Origin of the sequence: Rathayibacter sp. AY1C7 (assembly GCF_002931865.1) — a bacterium.
Lineage (GTDB): Bacteria > Actinomycetota > Actinomycetes > Actinomycetales > Microbacteriaceae > Rathayibacter.
The window spans coordinates 16,843-35,366 of sequence record NZ_PSWB01000034.1; the positions used below are offsets into that span (position 1 = coordinate 16,843).

Below are 18,524 nucleotides of genomic sequence, written 5' to 3' on the forward strand. Positions count from 1 at the left end.
CTCAGAGTCTGGCTGTTCTCTTCGAGCGGACCTCGACTCCGCTGCGAGCCGTGCAGAGCCGCCCGTAGGATCGCGGCATGCCCGCGCGCCAGTCACCGCTCGTCATCGGCCACCGCGGAGCGAGCGGCTACCGACCGGAGCACACCCGCTCCGCCTACGAGCTGGCGATCGCGCTGGGCGCCGATGCGCTCGAGCCCGATCTGGTGGCGACCCGCGACGGCGTGCTCGTCCTCCGCCACGAGAACGAGATCTCCGGCACGACGGACGTCGAGAAGCGCCCGGAGTTCGCTGCACGCCGCACCACCAAGCGGATCGACGGCCGCGAGATCACCGGCTGGTTCACCGAGGACTTCACCTGGGACGAGCTGTCGGAACTGCGGGCCCGGGAGCGGCTGCCGGCGGTGCGCGGCTCCAGCGCCACGTTCGACGGGCAGTTCCCGCTGCTGCGCTTCAGCGAGCTGCTGGCGTTGCTGGACCGGGCGGCGGAGGACGATCCGCTCGCTCCGCCGGGGCTCGTCGCCGAGATCAAGCACGCGACGTACTTCGCCGGGATCGGGCTGCCGCTGGACGTGCTGCTGCGCGAGGAGCTCGCCGCCGCGGGCTGGGGTCCGCGCGACCCGCGGCTCACGATCGAGAGCTTCGAGAAGACCGTGCTTGAGCGGCTCGCGGTGAGCGGAGTCGGCGCCCGCCGGATCTACCTGCTCGAGTCGCGGGGCGCCCCGCCCGACCTCGTGGCCGCCCACGGCGCCGACGCGGCCCCCTACTCCGCCTTCACCACGCCGGCGGGACTGCGGAACCTCGCCGGAGCCGTCGACGGGATCAGCGTCGACAAGAGCATGCTCTTCTCGCGGGACGCGGCCGGCCGGGCGACGGGGACCGGTCCGCTCGTCGAGGACGCCCACGCGGCCGGGCTCGAGGTCTACTGCTGGACGCTGCGCGCCGAGAACCGATTCCTCGAGAAGGTGCACCGCCGCGGGAAGGACCCGGCGGAGTACGGCGGCTGGCAGGAGGAGTTCGCGATGATCCTCCGCTCGGGAGTGGACGGCGTCTTCGCCGACCAGCCCGATCTGGCGATCGAGGCGCGGGCGGCCGAGCAGGAGCGTCTGCTCCGCGGCTGAACCCGGATCGTGATCGGGCGCTCCTCCGGCGCGTGCCGAGCGGACGCGGAGGCTTCGCTGGCATCATCGGCTCACCACCGCCCGCCCGTCCCTCGAGAGGAGGCCCCGTGTCCACCCGAGAGCGCATCACCCGCCGCTGGATCACCACCGCCGTCCTCGCCGTGATCGGCGTCGCCGTCGTCTACTGGCTCGCCGTGCTCACCCCTCAGGGCCAGGGCGTCGAGAACTCGGGGCTCCGGGGCGCCGACCTCGTCTTCGGCCGCGCCACCGGCGCCGCCGCGGGGGCGCTCGCGGACGTCACCCCGCTCTCCATGGTCGTCGGCGCCCTGCTCGTCGCGGCGATCGCACTGATCCGGAGGCGCCCGGCGCTGGCCGTCGCCTCCGTCGGCTCGATCGTCGTCACGGCCGGGCTCACCCAGCTGCTCAAGAACGTGGTCCTCGAGCGGCCCGAGCTGGTCGCCACCGACTCCTGGTACACCGGCGGCAGCTTCCCGAGCGGGCACACCGCGGCGGCCGTCTCGGTGGTCTTCGCCCTGGCGATGGTCGTCCCCGGGCGCGCGCGGACCGTCGTGCTCGCGCTGGGCGGCGCGGTCGTGGTGCTGGTCGGCAACCTGACGATGGCCGCCTCCTGGCACCGGGCGAGCGACGTCCTCGGGGCCGACCTCGTCGCGCTCGCCTCCGCCTCCGCCGCCTGCGCGTGGCTGACCACCAGGGCCCAGGTGGGCCGAGCGCCGAAGAGGCCCGCGCGGCGCGGGGTGAACCGGCTGCTCCTGGTGTGCTCGGTGATCGTGGTGGTGCTGCTCGCGGCTCTCGCCGTTCAGGGCATCCAGTACTACCCCGACGACACGAAGGACCTCACCGCCTTCGCGCTCCTGCAGCTCCTGGCGGTGTCGACGTCGGCGCTCGCCGTGCTCGGCTTCTCCCTCGCGTGGCGCGGACTGGACGTCGGTGGGGCGCTCACCTCGCCCGCGCCGCGTCAGCGGACCGCCTGACCGCTCCCGGTGTCGGAGGGGCGATCTACACTCGGAGGGACATGAGCTTCCTCTTCGATCCGAGCGACTCCCGCGCCACCCCGGTCATCGTCGGTCCCCCCGGCGGCCCCGGGGACGCGCCCCGCACCGACCCGGCGCACGAGCAGCTCGTCGCGGGGCTGAACCCCCAGCAGCGCGAGGCGGTCGAGTACCGCGGAGACGCGCTGCTCATCGTCGCGGGTGCGGGCTCGGGCAAGACCAGCGTCCTCACCCGGCGCATCGCGAGCCTCCTGGGCAACGGCGAGGCCTGGCCGAGCCAGATCCTCGCGATCACGTTCACCAACAAGGCCGCGGCCGAGATGCGCGAGCGCGTCGAGAAGCTGGTGGGGCAGAGCGCCGAGGGGATGTGGATCTCGACGTTCCACTCGGCGTGCGTGCGGATCCTGCGCCGCGAGGCCGAGAACTTCGGCATGACCAAGTCGTTCACGATCTACGACTCGGGCGATCAGCGCGCCCTGCTCAAGCGCATCGTGAAGGACCTCGAGGCCGACTCGCTCGGGATCACCGTCGCGAGCGCCTCCGCGAAGATCTCCAAGCTCAAGAACGAGCTCGCCGACGTCGACTCCTACGCCCGCACCGCGAACCTCAGCGACCCGAACGAGGAGATGTTCCTCCAGGTCTTCCGGGCCTACTCGCGGGCGCTCGAGGGGGCGAACGCGTTCGACTTCGACGACCTGATCGCGCAGACCGTCTACCTCTTCCGCGCCTTCCCGCACGTCGCCGCGAAGTACCAGCGGCGCTTCCGCCACGTGCTGGTCGACGAGTACCAGGACACGAACCACGCCCAGTACTCGCTGATCCACGAGCTGACCCGGCCCGTGCCGCCGGCGACGATGGCCGCGGCGCAGTTCGACCGCCCCTACCGCGGACCGGTCACGGCCGACGGCTCCATCCCGGGGGCCTCGCTCACCGTCGTCGGCGACTCGGACCAGTCCATCTACGCGTTCCGCGGCGCCGACATCCGCAACATCGTCGAGTTCGAGCGCGACTTCCCGGGCTGCCGCGTGATCCTGCTCGAGCAGAACTACCGCTCGACGCAGAACATCCTCTCGGCGGCCAACGCCGTCATCTCGAACAACTTCGACCGTCGCGCGAAGAACCTCTGGTCCTCCAGCGGCGACGGGGAGAAGATCGTCGGCTACACCGGGTACTCGGGTCACGACGAGGCGCAGTTCGTGGTCGACGAGATCGCCCGCCTGCACGCGGCGGGCACCGGCTACGACGAGATCGCGGTCTTCTACCGCACCAACGCGCAGACCCGCGCGCTGGAGGAGATCTTCATCCGCTCCGCGCTGCCCTACCGGATCCTGGGCGGCACGAAGTTCTACGAGCGCGCCGAGATCAAGGACGCACTGGCGTACCTGATCACGGTGGCGAATCCGGCCGACGTGCTGGCGCTGCGGCGCATCATGAACACTCCGAAGCGGGGCATCGGCCCCGCGACGGAGGCGCAGCTGCAGTCGTTCGCCGACACCAACGCGGTGACCCTGCGGGAGGCGATGCGCAACGCCGGCTCGCTCGGGATGGGCCCGAAGGTGACGAGGGCGATCGTCGACCTCGCGACCCTCCTCGACGAGTGCGCGCTGATGCTCGACCCCGCACGGGAGGGCGGCGAGGCGAAGGTGCACGAGGTCCTGACGGCGCTCCTCACCCGCAGCGGCTACCTCGACATGCTCCGCGCCAGCCGCGACCCGCAGGACGAGGCCCGCGCCGAGAACGTCGACGAGCTCATCGCCGTCACCAAGGAGTTCGCGCGCAACAACCCGGACGGCGGGCTCGTGGACTTCCTCACCGAGGTCTCGCTGGTCGCCGCGGCCGACGACCTCGACGACGACTCCGGCACCGTCTCGCTGATGACGCTGCACACGGCGAAGGGCCTCGAGTACGACGCCGTGTTCCTCACCGGCATCGAGGAGGACCTGCTCCCGCACCGCATCTCGGCGAACGAGCCCGGCGGCCCGGCCGAGGAGCGGCGGCTGTTCTACGTGGGGATCACCCGGGCCCGCAAGCGCCTCTACCTCTCGCTCGCGATGACCCGCGCGCAGTACGGCGAGACGTCGGTCGCGATGCCGAGCCGGTTCCTGCAGGAGATCCCGGGAGAGCTGATCCAGTGGCGCCAGTCGCCCGGCGCGGCGACCTCGCGCGGCGGTACGCAGCCCCGGGCCCTGAACGCTCAGCGGCCCGGCTTCGGCAAGTCGCGATCGAACACCGAGTTCCGGGAGGCGCTCGCCGCGGCGCCGAAGGCCAAGGGCGAGTTCCCGAACCGGATCACCGGCATGGTGCGCGACAACGGCGACCTCGAGCTGATCGCGGGCGACCGCATCCGGCACACCGACTTCGGTGAGGGGCGCGTGAACGCGGTGACGGGCGAGGGCTCGAAGCGCGTCGCGCACGTGCTCTTCGACCAGGTGGGCGCGAAGAAGCTGCTGATCAAGGTCGCGCCGATCGAGAAGATCTAGTCCGGTGGCGGCCGGATCGGCCGCCGCGCGGCTCGCGACGGAGGTGTTCTCCCCGGCGGTCCTCGCGGTGCTCGTGCCGGTCGTGGTCGGCGCGCGCGTCGCGGATCCGCCCCTGCTCGGTGTCGCCTGGGGAGCGCTCGCAGCTCTCTTCGTCGGGGTGGTGCCCTACCTCGTCATCCGCCTGCTGATGCGCACCGGCCGGATCCACGGCGACCATCACGTGCCCGACCGGCGCGAGCGGGCGCTGCCGATCGCGCTGGCGCTGGTGTCGATCGCGGCCGGACTGGTGCTGCTCGCCGCGCTCGGCGCTCCTGCCGCGGTGACCACGTTCGGCGTGGTGACGGTGGCCGTGGTGCTCGCCGTCGGCGTGGTCAACCTGGTCTGGAAGCTGTCCGGGCACGCGGCGGTGGTCGCCACCTGCGCCGTCGTCGTGCTGATCGCCTACGGACCGCTCTCCCTGCTGATCAGCGTGCCCATCGTCCTCTGGGTGCTCTGGTCGAGGGTGCGCCTCGGTGCGCACACCCCCGCCCAGGTCCTCGCGGGCGCCGCCGTCGGCACCGTCCTCGCCGGGACCGTCTGGTCACTGCTCGGCTGACGTCCGTCCCTTCCCGTGTGCCCTCTGGTCGCCTTCCGCGAGATTCCACTCGAGTGGGAGGCACGCCGTGGCGGGCTCACCCGAGCGGCATCTCGCGGAAGGGGTCAGCCGGCGTAGCGCGCGACGAGCTCCCGCTTGAGGATCTTGCCGCTGGGCCCGAGCGGGAGGGCGTCGACGAACTCGACGCGGCGGGGGAACTTGAAGGCGGCGAGGTGCTCGTTCGCGTAGGCGATCAGCTCCTCCGCGGTGGCGGTCGCCGACGGGGCGAGGATCACCGCGGCCATCACCTCCTGGCCGTGGCGCTCGTCCGGGATCCCGAAGACCGCTGCGTTCTGCACGGCCGGGTGCCCGATCAGCACCTCCTCGACCTCGCGCGGGTACACGTTGTAGCCGTTGCGGATGATCATGTCCTTCGTGCGGTCGAGGATGCGGACGTAGTCCTCCTCGTCCTTCGTGCCCAGGTCGCCGGTGCGGAACCAGCCGTCGATCACCGCCTCCGAGGTCGCCGCCGGATTGCCGAGGTACCCCTTCATCAGGTTGTGCCCGCGCACCACGATCTCGCCGAGCTCGCCCCGGGGGAGCAGCTCGACGCGGTCGGTCACGTCGGGGCGGGCGACCTCGACCTCGACGCCCCAGATCGGCGTGCCGACCGTGCCCGGCCGCGGCGGGACCCCGACGTGGTTGAAGGTGGCGACCGGGGAGGTCTCGGTGAGCCCGTAGCCCTCGTAGATCTCGACGCCGAACACCTCGCGGAAGCGCTCGATCACGGCGACGGGCAGCGCGGCGCCTCCCGAGACCGCGTAGCGCAGCGGCGGCCGGTCCTCGCGCCGGGTCGCGGCGTCGAGCAGGGCGACGTACATCGTGGGCACGCCCTCGAAGACCGTGCAGCCGTGGGCGATCATCGCCTCGAGCGCGGCGTCGCCGTCGAACTTCGGCACCAGGACGACCGTCGCGGCGGTGCGGAAGGCCGTGTTCATCGCGCAGACCTGCCCGAAGGTGTGGAAGAGCGGCAGCGCCCCGAGCACCACGTCGCCGCGGTGCAGGTCGAACGTGTTCATCAGCAGCACGTCCGACTGCGAGACGATCGCGAAGTGCGTCCCCTCCGCCCCCTTCGGGCGGCCGGTGGTGCCGCTGGTGTAGAGGATCGTCGCCGTGTCGGAGGGGGAGCGGGGCACGTAGCCGTCGATCGGGGTCGCCTCCGCGGCGAGGTCCTCCAGGCGCGGGAGGGGCGAGCCGGTGCCGTCGGGCACCATCACGCTCAGCACAGGGACGCCGGCGAGGTCCGCTCCGGCGGCCCCCTCGGCGAGCAGCGGAGCGGCGCACACGAGCGCGACGGCTCCGGAGTCGCGCAGAACATAGGCGATCTCGTCGTGCTTGAGCAGGGCGTGCACCGGGACCACCACGGCGCCGAGCGCGAGGACGGCGAAGTAGCCGCGGGGGAAGTCGGGGACGTTCGGGACCAGCAGGGCCACGCGGTCGCCCGGTCCGATCCCCTGGGCGCGCAGGGCTCCGGCGTAGGCACGGGTCTGCCGCCAGAGGGTCGCGTAGTCGACGGCCTGCTCGCCGACGCGGACGGCGATCGTGTCGGGGGTGCGCCGCGCCGCCTCCGCCAGGATGGCCGCGACGGAGAGAGTGCCGAAGCCGGCGGCGGGCGGGGGAGCGGCGGGGGCCTCGGCCGTGCGGGGTTCGGTGATGCTCATCAAGGCTCCAGTCGTCGTTGACCGCCGCGGCGGATGCCGGGTGCTTCACCGTAGATCCGCCGGGCGGCCGCGTCGAGCGATCCGCACCGGATGTTCAGCACGGACGGGCGGGGAGTGCGCATCCCGGCGCCGAGCGGAAGGGGGTGCGGGAGGCGCGGGCGGCTGCCTACAGTCGGACTGCTGCGGCCCGGTCCCGCGGGTCGGACGACGGGAGGCGCGATGCGCGGCGAGGCGACGCTCTACACGGACGCGGTGGTGACGGCTCCGTTCGCCCTCGCGGTGATCGCAGAGGCGACCGGCTCGCGAGTGGTCGGCGCGCGGACCGCGGACGCGCACGTCCCGCTCTACAGCGGTCCGACGAGCGCGCGGGTCGAGATCGCGGGGTTCGGCGACAGCGTGCCGGTCACCGTCGACGTGCGCGACGAGCGCGGGATCGACGAGGCGCGTGCGGCCGCGCAGGCGCTCGGGCTGGAGCTCGCCGCCTACGCGGGCTGGGAGGTCGTGGCCGGCTTCTGATTGTCGCGTCGGACCCGGGCGAGGTAGTAGCGGCTGGGCGCCGTCCTCACGATCGCGGGAAGCAGGCGGTAGACGGCGAAGGTGCGCGAGAGCGCCCGCTCGAACCGCGCCTCCTGCCGTGCGGTCCAGTGGAAGCCGAAGGGCTCGCGGAGCGCCGCCGGGAGCAGACCGGCGGTGATCAGGCGGAGGTAGGGGCCGAGCGGGCGCAGGTACCAGGCGGCGATGCTCGGGCCCAGCAGGTCGTGGGCGACCCGGCGGGCCGCGGGCGTGACCTCGAGGCGCTCCAGCTCCCGCTCCCAGTAGGCGTCGAACGCGGTGCGGGAGTCGGGCCAGAGGTCCGCGGGCATCTGCAGGGCCGCGCCGACGACGACGGAGCGGCGCACGATGTCGTCCGCCTCCTCCTCGCTCAGCGCACCGAAGGCGCCCTCGTAGAGCTGCAGCATCGACTGGGTGAGCGTCGCTGCGACCCAGCGCTGCAACTCCGGGTCGAAGGCCGTGTAGCCGGGGCCGCGCACGGGCACGTGCGCCCTGTTCACGCGGCGGCGAACGGCGCGCACGTCCTCGGGAGTGCCGTAGTGCAGGACGTAGAGGTAGGCGAGCGTCCCGTGCAGGCGGTTCACGGCCCGGTGCACGAAGTCGGAGTGGTCGGCGACGCCCTGCCCGACCGCCGGGTGCGCGATCTGGAGGAGGATCGCGCGCGCGCCCGCCAGCAGGAACACGCCCTCGCGGAAGACGTCCGGGATGCGGGAGGCCGACGACATGGCTCCACGCTACGCGGGAGCGGCGGGCGGAGGAGGAGCCGGTACCCCCGGCGGGCGTCCGGCGGGAGCGGAGCGACCGCACGGGAAGCCCGCGGCGGGTGCGGAGTAGACTCGGCGCGGCCCAGGGACAGTGCCGAGACTCCGGCGTCGTCCGGGCCACCTCGAACTCGAAACGCAAGCGCGCTCGGCGCGGAATGGGAATGCAGCGTGGATCTCTTCGAATACCAGGCCCGTGATCTGTTCGAGAAGTACGGCGTCCCCGTGCTCCCGGGCATCGTCGCCGACACGCCGGAGGAGGTGCGCGCCGCGGCGGAGAAGCTGGGCGGCGTCACCGTCGTCAAGGCGCAGGTCAAGATCGGCGGCCGCGGCAAGGCGGGCGGCGTGAAGGTCGCGAAGACCCCCGAGGACGCGTTCGCCGCGGCGCAGTCGATCCTCGGCCTCGACATCAAGGGCCACGTCGTCAAGCGCGTCATGGTCGCCGGCGGTGCGCGCATCGACCGCGAGTTCTACTTCTCGGTGCTGCTGGACCGGGCCAACCGCTCCTACCTCTCGCTCACCTCCTACGAGGGCGGCATGGAGATCGAGCAGCTCGCCGTCGAGCGCCCCGACGCCCTCGCGCGCGTCGAGGTCGTCCCCGGCCAGGGCATCGACCAGGCCAAGGCCGAGGAGATCGCCCGCGCGGCGAAGTTCCCGGAGGAGCTGATCGCCAAGGTCGCGCCCGTCCTGGTGAAGCTCTACGACGTCTACACCGGCGAGGACGCCACGCTCGTCGAGGTGAACCCGCTCGTGCTCACCGAGGAGGGCGACATCGTCGCGCTCGACGGCAAGGTCTCGCTCGACGAGAACGCCGGCTTCCGCCACGCGGACCACGCCGCGCTCGAGGACAAGGACGCCGCCGACCCGCTCGAGGCGAAGGCCAAGGAGAACGACCTCAACTACGTGAAGCTCGACGGCGAGGTCGGCATCATCGGCAACGGCGCGGGCCTGGTCATGTCGACCCTCGACGTCGTCGCCTACGCCGGAGAGAGGCACAACGGCGTGAAGCCGGCCAACTTCCTCGACATCGGCGGCGGAGCCTCCGCCCAGGTGATGGCGAACGGCCTCGACGTGATCCTCGGCGACGAGCAGGTCAAGAGCGTCTTCGTCAACGTCTTCGGCGGCATCACCGCGTGCGACGCGGTCGCCAACGGCATCCTCCAGGCGCTCGAGATCCTCGGCGACTCGGCCACGAAGCCGCTCGTCGTCCGCCTCGACGGCAACAAGGTCGAGGAGGGCCGCGCGATCCTCCAGGCCGCCGCCAACCCGCTCATCACGCTCGCCGCGACCATGGACGAGGGCGCCGACAAGGCCGCCGAACTCGCCGCCGCGTAACGGACCCGACGACTCAAGGAATCAGAGAACAAGCATGTCGATCTTCCTCACCAAGGACTCCAAGGTCATCGTCCAGGGCATCACCGGCGGCGAGGGCACCAAGCACACCGCGCTGATGCTCAAGGCCGGCACGAACGTGGTCGGCGGCGTCAACGCCCGCAAGGCCGGCACGACCGTCACCCACGGCGACGTCGAGCTCCCCGTCTTCGGCACCGTGAAGGAGGCGATGGAGGCCACCGGCGCCGACGTCTCCATCGCGTTCGTGCCGCCCGCCTTCTCGAAGGACGCCGTCATCGAGGCGATCGACGCCGAGATCGGCCTCCTCGTCGTCATCACCGAGGGCATCCCGGTGCAGGACTCCGCGGAGTTCTGGGCGTACGCGCAGGAGAAGGGGAACAAGACCCGCATCATCGGCCCGAACTGCCCCGGCATCATCACGCCGGGCGAGTCGCTCGTGGGCATCACCCCCGCGACGATCACCGGCAAGGGCCCGATCGGCCTCGTCTCGAAGTCGGGCACCCTGACCTACCAGATGATGTACGAGCTGCGCGACCTCGGCTTCTCGACCGCCATCGGCATCGGCGGCGACCCGATCATCGGCACGACGCACATCGACGCGCTCGCCGCGTTCGAGGCCGACCCCGAGACGAAGGCGATCGTGATGATCGGCGAGATCGGCGGCGACGCCGAGGAGCGCGCCGCGGACTTCATCAAGGCGAACGTCACGAAGCCCGTCGTCGGCTACGTCGCGGGCTTCACCGCCCCCGAGGGCAAGACGATGGGCCACGCCGGCGCCATCGTCTCCGGCTCGGCCGGGACCGCGCAGGCCAAGAAGGAGGCCCTCGAGGCCGCGGGCGTGAAGGTCGGCAAGACGCCGTCCGAGACGGCCGCCCTGCTCCGCGAGGTCTACGCGGCGCTCTAGCGCCCGTCCTCCCCGCACCACCGTAGGAACGGACGGTGCCCCTGCTCCGGCGGGCGGCGCCGTCCGTTCCGTCGTCGGGGCGGGTCCGGCCGGAGTAGCGTCGCAGCGTGACACGCCGCCTCGGACTCGACCTGCTGACCTTCGTGCCGTACCCGGAGGGCCCCGAGCAGCCCGGCGACGCCGCGCGGAGCCTCGAGGACGGGCTGGCCCTGCTCGAGCTCGCCGAGGAGCTCGGCTACGGCACCGGCTGGGTCCGCGTGCGGCACTTCGAGCGCTACCTCGCGTCTCCGATGACCTTCTTCGCGGCCGCCTCCCAGCGGACCCGCCGCCTCCGCCTCGGGACCGCGGTCATCGGCGCCCGCTACGAGTCGCCCGTGCGCCTCGCCGAGGACGCCGCGACCGTGGACCTGCTCTCGGGCGGACGCCTCGACCTCGGCGTCAGCAGCGGCTTCGCGCATCTCGCCTCCGTCTTCGACGGGGTGTTCGGGCAGGCCGAGCGCGACTTCCGCGAGGAGGCGCAGGAGCGCATCGCGCGACTCCGCGAGGCGCTCTCGGGCGCCGTGCTCGGCGTCGCGGAGTCGGCCCTGATGTCGGTCCCGGTCGGCGCTCCGCTGGTTCAGCAGCCGCACGCGCCCGGCCTCGCCGACCGGCTCTGGTACGGGGCGGGAACGGTGTCCTCCGCGGTCCGGGCAGGCGAGCAGGGCATGCACCTGCAGGTGTCCACGCTCAACACGGAGGAGACGGGCCTGCCGTTCGCCGAGCAGCAGGCGGTGCAGATCCGCGCCTACCGCGAGGCCTTCGCCGCAGCGCACCCGGGGCGCACGTCGAGGGTGACGGCGGGCCGGATCGTGCTGCCGCTGCTCGACGCCGCCGACGAGGAGGCGCACCGCCCCTTCATCGAGGGCTACCTCGCGCGGATGGACGACGAGGGCCGCCCCCGCACGGCCGACCGGTCGATCGTCGCCGCCCCGATGCGCTTCAGCCCCCTCCACGTCGGGAGCCCGGAGCGGATCGTCGCATCGCTCGCCGCGGATCCGGCGCTCGCAGAGGCGGACGCGCTCACGGTGACGCTCCCGGCGGTCGGCGGGGTGGAGTCGCACCGGCGCATCCTGCGCGCCGTCGCCGAGCGCATCGCCCCGCAGCTGGGCTGGACTCCCGGCGCCTGAGGATCAGCGCCGCGCGAGCAGTGCCCGGACGGGCCGCTGCAGCAGGAGCAGGAGCAGCCACCAGAGCCCGACCGACGGGACCAGCATCGCCAGCGCCAGTGCGACGAGGAGCAGCGCGAAGGGCAGCAGTGCGGGCGCGAGCGGCAGGGGCCCTGCGCCGGGCCGCCTGAGCTCCGGGTGCCGGGAGAGGCGCAGCTCGATCAGGACCAGCGCCCCGCTCATCGCGGCCATCGTGCCGATGTAGAGCCCGATCGTCGCCCGGGAGTCCGGGAACAGCGCCAGCGCGCTCGTCGAGAACGGGAAGAACGCCAGCGCGGCCAGCCAGAGCAGGTCCAGCCACACCAGGGCGCCGTCGTAGTCCCCGGCGATCTCGAAGACGCGGTGGTGGGGGATCCAGAAGACGGCGATGACCGCGAAGGAGAGCGCGAAGGCGAGGACCGAGTCCAGGTGCTCCGCGAGCAGCGCCGGGACTCCGCCGCCCTCCCGGGCGACCTCGGGAGCCAGCTGCACCAGCGGCAGGACGAGGACGGTGATGGCGATGGCGGCGGTCGCGTCCGAGAAGTTGACGAGCCGGTCGAGCCCGCGCTCCGTCCGGCGGTGGGCCGCGCGTCCCCCGGGGCGCCCGCGGTGCACCAGGCGCTCGATCGGACCCGAGAGCAGGAGCAGCAGGAGCGCGAACATGTTGACGGCCGGCACCGCGACGGCGAGCACGAGGGCCGCGAGGAGGACGCTGATCACGATCAGCGACCTCGAGAGGGAGCGCCGCGGCTCCGCCCCCGGGGCCAGGAGATCCGGATCGCGGCGCACGATGAGCTGCATCGCGAGGGTCGCCGCGCTCGCCGCGATCATCGTGCCGATGTAGAGCGCGATGACGCTGCCGTCGGTGTCGAGCACGTTCGAGATCAGGTTCGCCGCGAAGGGGAGCAGGACGACCGCGGCCAGCCAGACGAAGTTCGCGACGACGAGCGCGGGCGAGTACCGGGCCACGCCCTCGAAGACGGAGTGGTGGACCGCCCAGAGCCGCCCGATCACGGCGAACGTGATGAAGAAGGCGGAGAGGGTGCCGTAGTGCCCGGTGAGGAGGGACCCCAGATCGGCCGCGCGGCCCTCCTCGACCACGTCGACCAGGGGGAGGACGAGGAACGTGATGGCGATGGCGACGACGGCGTCGGAGAAGTTCACGAGGCGATCCAGGCCGCGCTCCGTCCGTGCGTCCGAGGTCCCCGTCATGGCTCCGACACTAGAGGGCCGGGCGGCGCGCCCCTGACCCGCCTCCGAGCGCGCCGCCGCTAGGCTCGTCAGGCCCATGAACCGGATCACCGTCGCCCTCCTCGCCGCCTTCGACGCCGCGCTGTCGGCGCTGATCGGGATCGCGATCCCGCTCGTCCCGCTGACCGTCCTCTGGGCCGTGCAGTACGACACGACGGTCGACTTCGGCGTGTTCTGGCGGGTCGCCGCCGACGCCTGGCTGCTCGGCCACGGGGCCGACCTGCAGGCGGCGCTGGCCCCCGACTCCGCCCTCGCCGTCGCGCTGCCCGGAGGCGCGGACGCCTTCCCGGTGACGATCGCTCCGCTGGCCTTCGCACTCCTCACCGTGCTGCTCGGCGCGCGCACCGGCCGCCGCGCCCAGGAGTCGCCGTTCCGGGCCATCGGCGTCCTCGTCGCGATCGCGACCTACCTGGCGATCGCGCTCCTGGTCTCGCTCGGATCCGCGGACCCGGCCGCCACCGTCGATCCCCTGCAGGGGACGCTGCTGCCGCCGCTCGTCTTCGCGCTGGGGGTGCTCGTCGGAGCAGCGCTCCACTCCGCCCGCAGCGACGAGGCCGACCCCCTCGGCGAGCTGGCCGCCTCCGCGCTCGACCGCGTCCCCGCGCCGGGGCCCGGGCTCGTCCTCGCCTCGCTGCGCGGGGGAGCGCTCGCCGCGGCCGGCGTGGTCGGAGTCGCGGCGGTGCTCGTCGCCGTGCTGCTGGTCGTGCACTACACCTCGGTCGTCGCGCTCTACGAGAGCCTCGGCGCCGAGGCGCTCGGCGGCCTGGCCCTCACCCTCGGGCAGCTCGCGTTCCTCCCGAACCTGGTGATCTGGGCGGCGAGCTGGCTGATCGGCCCGGGCTTCGCCCTCGGCACCGGCTCCTCCGTGAGCGCGGCCGGGACGCTGCTCGGACCGATCCCGTCGATCCCGGTCCTCGCCGCACTGCCCGCAGGGGACTCGGCCTTCGGATTCCTCGGACTGCTCGTGTCGCTGCTCGCCGGGTTCGCCGCGGGATGGCGGCTGCGGCGCGGCGTGATCGAGGCGCTCGACGGACGCTCGCTGCTGCGCTGGGGCGCCGCCGTGGCCGGCGGGATCGGCGTGGTCGGCGGCCTGCTGCTCGGGCTCCTCGCCTGGTTCTCGGCGGGCGCCGCCGGGCCCGGGCGGCTCGCCCAGGTGGGCCCGGACCCGCTCGTCGTCGGGGCGGTCGCCGCCCTCGAGCTCGCGCTGGCCGCGGGCCTGGGCCTCGCCGCGGGCCGCAGCCGACGCGGCTGACGCCGGCGGAGGCGTCCCCCTAGACTTGCGCAGTGCTGAAGTTGGTCGTGCTCCTCTCCGGCGGCGGATCGAACCTCCGCGCCCTGCTGGACGCCACCGGCGACGTGGGCTTCCCCGCCCGCATCGTCGCGGTCGGCAGCGACACCGACGCCGAGGGCTTCCGCCACGCCGAGGAGCGCGGAGTCCCCGCCTTCACGGTCGCGCCGCGCGACTTCTCCTCCCGCGACGAGTGGGGCGCCGCCCTGCTCGGGCGCGTCCAGGAGTGGGAGCCCGACCTCGTCGTCTGCGCGGGCTTCATGCGCATCCTGCCGCCCGTGGTGGTGGACGCGCTCAGCCCGCGGATGATCAACACCCATCCCGCCCTGCTGCCCCTCTTCCCCGGCGCCCACGCCGTCCGCGACGCCCTCGCCGCCGGCGCGACCGAGACCGGCGTCACCGTGCACGTGATCGACACCGGCGTCGACACGGGCCCCGTCATCGCCCAGGAGAGCCTCGCCGTGCTCCCCGGCGAGAGCGAGGACGCGCTGCACGAGCGCATCAAGACCATCGAGCGTCGCCTGCTGGTGCAGACGGTGCTCGACATCGCCCACGGAACCGTCGACCTCGAGGAGCTCGCCCGCGCATGAGCATCACCGCCCACGATCCCAGCAGCTACGACGACCGCGACCGGGTCCCCGTCCGCCGGGCGCTGATCTCGGTCAGCGACAAGACCGGCCTACTCGAGCTCGGAACGGCGCTCGCCGCGGCCGGCGTCGAGCTCGTCTCCACCGGCTCGACCGCAGCGACCCTCCGTCGCGCCGGCCACGACGTTACCGACGTCTCAGCCGTCACCGGGTTCCCGGAGTCGCTCGACGGCCGCGTGAAGACGCTGCACCCGGCCGTGCACGCGGGCATCCTCGCCGATCTGAGGCTCGCCTCGCACCGCGAGCAGCTGGAGCAGCTCGACATCGCCGCGTTCGAGCTGGTCGTGGTGAACCTGTACCCGTTCCGCGAGACCGTCGCCGGCGGCGCCGACCCGGCGACCGTGGTCGAGAACATCGACATCGGGGGCCCGGCCCTCGTCCGCGCCTCCGCGAAGAACCACGCGAACGTCGCGATCGTCGTCGACCCGGTCGACTACTCCGGGATCGAGACCGCCCTCGCCGACGGCGGCACGACGCTCGCCGCGCGCCGCACCCTGGCGGCCCGCGCCTTCGCGCACACGGCCTCCTACGACTCCGCCGTCGCCGCCTGGTTCGCCGGGCAGGAGGCGGCCGAGGGCGTCGAGGGCTCGGTCGAGATCCGCGGGACCCTGCAGCAGGTCCTCCGCTACGGCGAGAACTCGCACCAGAAGGCGGCCCTCTACGTCTCTCCCGACGGCACCGGCATCGCGCAGGCGACACAGCTGCACGGCAAGGAGATGTCCTACAACAACTACGTCGACGCCGACGCGGCCGTCCGCGCGGCGTACGACTTCGTGCTGCCCGCCGTCGCGATCATCAAGCACGCGAACCCGTGCGGCATCGCGATCGCGAGCTCGAAGGCGATCGACCCCATCGCCTCCGCCCACCGCCGCGCCCACGAGTGCGACCCGGTGTCGGCCTTCGGCGGCGTCATCGCCGCGAACCGGCCCGTCACCCTCGCCATGGCCGAGACGGTGAAGGAGATCTTCACCGAGGTGCTCGTCGCCCCCGGCTTCGAGCCCGAGGCGCTCGAGGTGCTGAAGACCAAGAAGAACCTGCGCCTGCTGCAGCTCCCCGACTTCTACGCCCCCGTCGAGCGCGAGTTCAAGCAGATCTCCGGCGGCCTGCTGCTGCAGGAGCCGGACCGCTTCATCGGCGGCCCCGGCGAGGTCAGCTCCGGCTGGCAGCTCGTCGCCGGCGAGCCCGCCGACGCCGACACGATGCTCGACCTCGAGTTCGCGTGGAAGGCCTGCCGCGCCGTCAAGTCGAACGCGATCCTCCTCGCCAAGGGCGGCGCCTCCGTCGGCGTCGGCATGGGCCAGGTCAACCGCGTCGACTCCTGCCACCTCGCCGTCACCCGCGCCGGCGACCGCGCCCCCGGCTCCGTCGCCGCCTCCGACGCGTTCTTCCCCTTCGCCGACGGCCTCGAGGTGCTCCTCGCCGCCGGCGTGAAGGCCGTCGTCCAGCCCGGCGGGTCCGTCCGCGACGCCGAGGTCATCGACGCGGCCGCCCGCGCCGGCGTCACGATGTACACGACGGGGGAGCGGCACTTCTTCCACTGAGTGACGGGCGCGGAGCGCCCGTCACTCGGTGGAAGAAGTGGTGTTCGATCTCCCCGCCGCTCCCTGCGCGGCGGGGCGCGGTCGGCTTCGCGACGGGGTGCGTTCCGTAGAGCGGGTAGCGTCGCCGACCGCGTGAATCGCTTGGCACGCGATTTCCGCTGAGTCGGCTCTGCCTCGGCGTGCTTGTCTTCCCCGCCGCTCCCTGCGCGGCGGGGCGCGGTCGGCTCGGGGACGGGGTGCGTTCCGTAGAGCGGGGAGCGTCGCCGGTCGCGGGAATCGCTTGGCACGCGATTCCCGCTGAACCGGCTCTGCCTTGGCGTGCTTGTCTTCCCCGCCGCTCCCTGCGCGGCGGGGCGCGGTCGGCTCAGCGACGGGGTGCGTTCCGTGGAGCGAGTTGCGTCGCCGACCGCGGGAATCGCTTGGCACGCGATTCCCGCTGAGTCGGCTCTGCCTTGGCGTGTTCGTCTTCCCCGCCGCTCCCCGCGCGGCGGGGCGCGGTCGGCTTCGCGACGGGGTGCGTTCCGTAGAGCGGGGTGCGTCGCCGGTCACGGGAATCGCTGGGCACGGGACGCCGCTGAAACCGCTCTGCGGTGCGGTGGGCGGCTCTTAGGGGGCTGCTAGGGGATCGACAGGCGGGGCGCGGGCGGGGGCGCGTAGGGTCACCGGGTGCCTTCCGACTCGACGCCCGCGTCCACTCCCGACACCCCGACCGCAGCGACCACCACCGCCCCGAACCGGGACCGCGCGCCCGGGACGGGCCGCCGGATCCTCGTCGCGCTGCTCGCCGCCGCGGCGACCGCGCTCGTGGCGCACCTCGCCAACCTGCTGGCCTTCTTCATCGGCAACCAGCTGCAGCCCGGCTCCATCCCGCAGGTCAACGCCTACTTCCTGCTCTCGAGCGTGCTCGGCTTCGTGGTCGTCCTCGTCCTCGCCGTCGCGGGGATGCTCGGACGCACCTGGAGCGCCGCGCTCGCGGGACTCGTCGCGGGTGTGGTCGGAGCCGTGTTCGGCACGCTCGTCCAGGCCAGCGCCACCGGCGAGGCCGTCACGGGCGCCGTCTGGGCCTCCATCTTCCAGACCTTCGCCGGACTCAACCTCGTCTTCCTGCTCGCGTTCACCGTCTCGGCGGCGAGCGTCGGCCGCGCGCTCTGGAACCGCCTCCGCACCACGGGCGCTCCGGCCGCCGTCGTCACCGACCGCCGCATCGCGATCGTCCGGGCCCCGGCCGCCGACCTCTCGGCGGGCGAGCTCACCCACCTCGAGCGCGTCCCCGTCGACCAGCAGCGCGCCCAGCAGCAGTGGGAGGCGTACGTCGACCTGCTCGAGCGGGCCGGCTGGGAGACGGTCGAGGCCGCACCGGCGCCCGGACTCGCCGACTCCGTCTTCCTCGAGGACGCGGTCGTCGTCTTCGGCGACCACGCCGTGATCGCCCGGTCCGGAGCGGAGTCCCGCCGCGGAGAGACGGCGGGCGCCGAGGAGGCCGTCCGCGCCCTCGGCCTGACGGTCGACCGCATCGAGGAGCCGGGCACGCTCGACGGCGGCGACGTCCTCAAGGTGGGATCGACGGTCTACGTCGGCCGCGGAGGCCGGACCGACGCGGCGGGGGTAGCCCAGCTGCGCGCGATCCTCCGCCCCCGCGGGTACGACGTCGTCGCGGTCCCGCTGACCAAGGTGCTGCACCTCAAGAGCGCCGTGACCGCGCTGCCCGACGGCACGGTCATCGGCTGGGAGCCGGTCGTCGACGAGCCGCGCCTGTTCCCCTCCTTCCTGCCGATGCCCGAGGAGCCGGGCGCCCACGTGGTCGTCCTCGACGACGACACCCTCCTGATGGCCGCCTCCGCTCCCCGGAGCGCCGAGCTGCTGCGGAGCCTGGGCTACCGCGTCCTCACCGTGGACGTCTCGGAGTTCGAGAAGCTCGAGGGCTGCGTCACCTGCCTCTCGGTCCGCGTCCGCTGACGGCGGAGGCGGGGGGAACCGCCGGATCGCGGCGGCCGCTGGACGGAGCACATAGCCCGGCCTGTCGCTTATACACCTCCGACGCTGCCGACGACTCCTTCCCTGTAGATCTCGTTGATGCGCGCATCATTAAAAAAAAAAGTCTCGCCGGCGGTCGCCGCAGTGCACACAGCAGACATGGTTA

The 18,524-nt window shown here is 72.9% G+C and carries 15 protein-coding genes; 12 read left to right on the top strand and 3 right to left on the bottom strand.

What is annotated here, in order from left to right; all coding sequences use genetic code 11:
• Positions 1-77 precede the first annotated feature (77 nt).
• The 4 genes from C5C69_RS15100 to C5C69_RS15115 all read left to right on the top strand — a co-directional run bounded on the left by C5C69_RS15100 (position 78) and on the right by C5C69_RS15115 (position 5,203).
• Complete coding sequence (locus C5C69_RS15100; protein WP_104234172.1) at positions 78-1,118, top strand: glycerophosphodiester phosphodiesterase family protein; 1,041 nt, start codon at positions 78-80, stop codon at positions 1,116-1,118.
• Positions 1,119-1,225: 107 nt separating this feature from the next.
• The gene (locus C5C69_RS15105; RefSeq protein WP_104258234.1) at positions 1,226-2,110 is read left to right on the top strand and encodes a phosphatase PAP2 family protein; all 885 of its coding nucleotides are present in this window, start codon (positions 1,226-1,228) and stop codon (positions 2,108-2,110) included.
• 41 nt (positions 2,111-2,151) lie between these two features.
• Positions 2,152-4,608 carry an ATP-dependent helicase gene (locus tag C5C69_RS15110; protein ID WP_104258235.1) on the top strand — a complete coding sequence of 819 codons (2,457 nt, stop codon included), beginning with the start codon at positions 2,152-2,154 and terminating at the stop codon, positions 4,606-4,608.
• Positions 4,609-4,612: 4 nt separating this feature from the next.
• On the top strand, positions 4,613-5,203 hold the full coding sequence (locus tag C5C69_RS15115) for a phosphatase PAP2 family protein (protein WP_104258236.1): 591 nt from the start codon (positions 4,613-4,615) through the stop codon (positions 5,201-5,203).
• A 104-nt stretch (positions 5,204-5,307) separates the two neighbouring features.
• Here C5C69_RS15115 and C5C69_RS15120 read toward each other — a convergent pair whose 3' ends face one another.
• The gene (locus C5C69_RS15120) at positions 5,308-6,903 is read right to left on the bottom strand and encodes a long-chain fatty acid--CoA ligase (RefSeq protein ID WP_104258237.1); all 1,596 of its coding nucleotides are present in this window, start codon (positions 6,901-6,903) and stop codon (positions 5,308-5,310) included.
• Between the two features lie 219 nt (positions 6,904-7,122).
• Between C5C69_RS15120 and C5C69_RS15125 the strand changes: the two genes are divergently transcribed.
• Complete coding sequence (locus C5C69_RS15125) at positions 7,123-7,419, top strand: hypothetical protein (protein ID WP_104224926.1); 297 nt, start codon at positions 7,123-7,125, stop codon at positions 7,417-7,419.
• On the opposite strand, the gene C5C69_RS15130 is transcribed toward C5C69_RS15125, so the two are convergent.
• Positions 7,386-8,180: an oxygenase MpaB family protein gene (locus tag C5C69_RS15130; RefSeq protein ID WP_104258238.1), complete on the bottom strand. Its 795-nt coding sequence runs from the start codon at positions 8,178-8,180 to the stop codon at positions 7,386-7,388. The two genes, C5C69_RS15125 and C5C69_RS15130, sit on opposite strands and share 34 nt — an antisense overlap.
• Positions 8,181-8,387: 207 nt before the next feature.
• On the opposite strand from C5C69_RS15130, the gene sucC reads away from it, so the two are divergent.
• The 3 genes from sucC to C5C69_RS15145 all read left to right on the top strand — a co-directional run bounded on the left by sucC (position 8,388) and on the right by C5C69_RS15145 (position 11,639).
• The gene (sucC, locus tag C5C69_RS15135; RefSeq protein WP_104224928.1) at positions 8,388-9,551 is read left to right on the top strand and encodes an ADP-forming succinate--CoA ligase subunit beta; all 1,164 of its coding nucleotides are present in this window, start codon (positions 8,388-8,390) and stop codon (positions 9,549-9,551) included.
• 34 nt (positions 9,552-9,585) lie between these two features.
• A complete protein-coding gene (sucD, locus tag C5C69_RS15140) occupies positions 9,586-10,473 on the top strand; it encodes a succinate--CoA ligase subunit alpha (RefSeq protein ID WP_104224929.1) in 888 nt (295 codons plus the stop codon).
• Positions 10,474-10,580: 107 nt separating this feature from the next.
• On the top strand, positions 10,581-11,639 hold the full coding sequence (locus tag C5C69_RS15145) for an LLM class flavin-dependent oxidoreductase (protein WP_104258239.1): 1,059 nt from the start codon (positions 10,581-10,583) through the stop codon (positions 11,637-11,639).
• Positions 11,640-11,642: 3 nt separating this feature from the next.
• Here the strand turns inward: C5C69_RS15145 and C5C69_RS15150 are convergent, their stop codons facing one another.
• Positions 11,643-12,869, bottom strand: coding sequence for a TMEM175 family protein (locus C5C69_RS15150; RefSeq protein WP_181127072.1), 1,227 nt, complete (start codon positions 12,867-12,869; stop codon positions 11,643-11,645).
• 76 nt (positions 12,870-12,945) lie between these two features.
• Between C5C69_RS15150 and C5C69_RS15155 the strand changes: the two genes are divergently transcribed.
• The 4 genes from C5C69_RS15155 to ddaH all read left to right on the top strand — a co-directional run bounded on the left by C5C69_RS15155 (position 12,946) and on the right by ddaH (position 18,340).
• Entirely contained in the window at positions 12,946-14,160 is a 1,215-nt protein-coding gene (locus C5C69_RS15155) for a DUF6350 family protein (protein WP_104258241.1), read from the top strand.
• A 32-nt stretch (positions 14,161-14,192) separates the two neighbouring features.
• Positions 14,193-14,786 carry a phosphoribosylglycinamide formyltransferase gene (purN, locus tag C5C69_RS15160; protein ID WP_104258242.1) on the top strand — a complete coding sequence of 198 codons (594 nt, stop codon included), beginning with the start codon at positions 14,193-14,195 and terminating at the stop codon, positions 14,784-14,786.
• Complete coding sequence (gene purH / locus C5C69_RS15165; protein ID WP_104258243.1) at positions 14,783-16,384, top strand: bifunctional phosphoribosylaminoimidazolecarboxamide formyltransferase/IMP cyclohydrolase; 1,602 nt, start codon at positions 14,783-14,785, stop codon at positions 16,382-16,384. The genes purN and purH overlap by 4 nt, the downstream gene beginning before the upstream one ends.
• 666 nt (positions 16,385-17,050) lie before the next feature.
• Entirely contained in the window at positions 17,051-18,340 is a 1,290-nt protein-coding gene (gene ddaH, locus C5C69_RS17420; protein WP_104258244.1) for a dimethylargininase, read from the top strand.
• Positions 18,341-18,524: the final 184 nt, after the last annotated feature.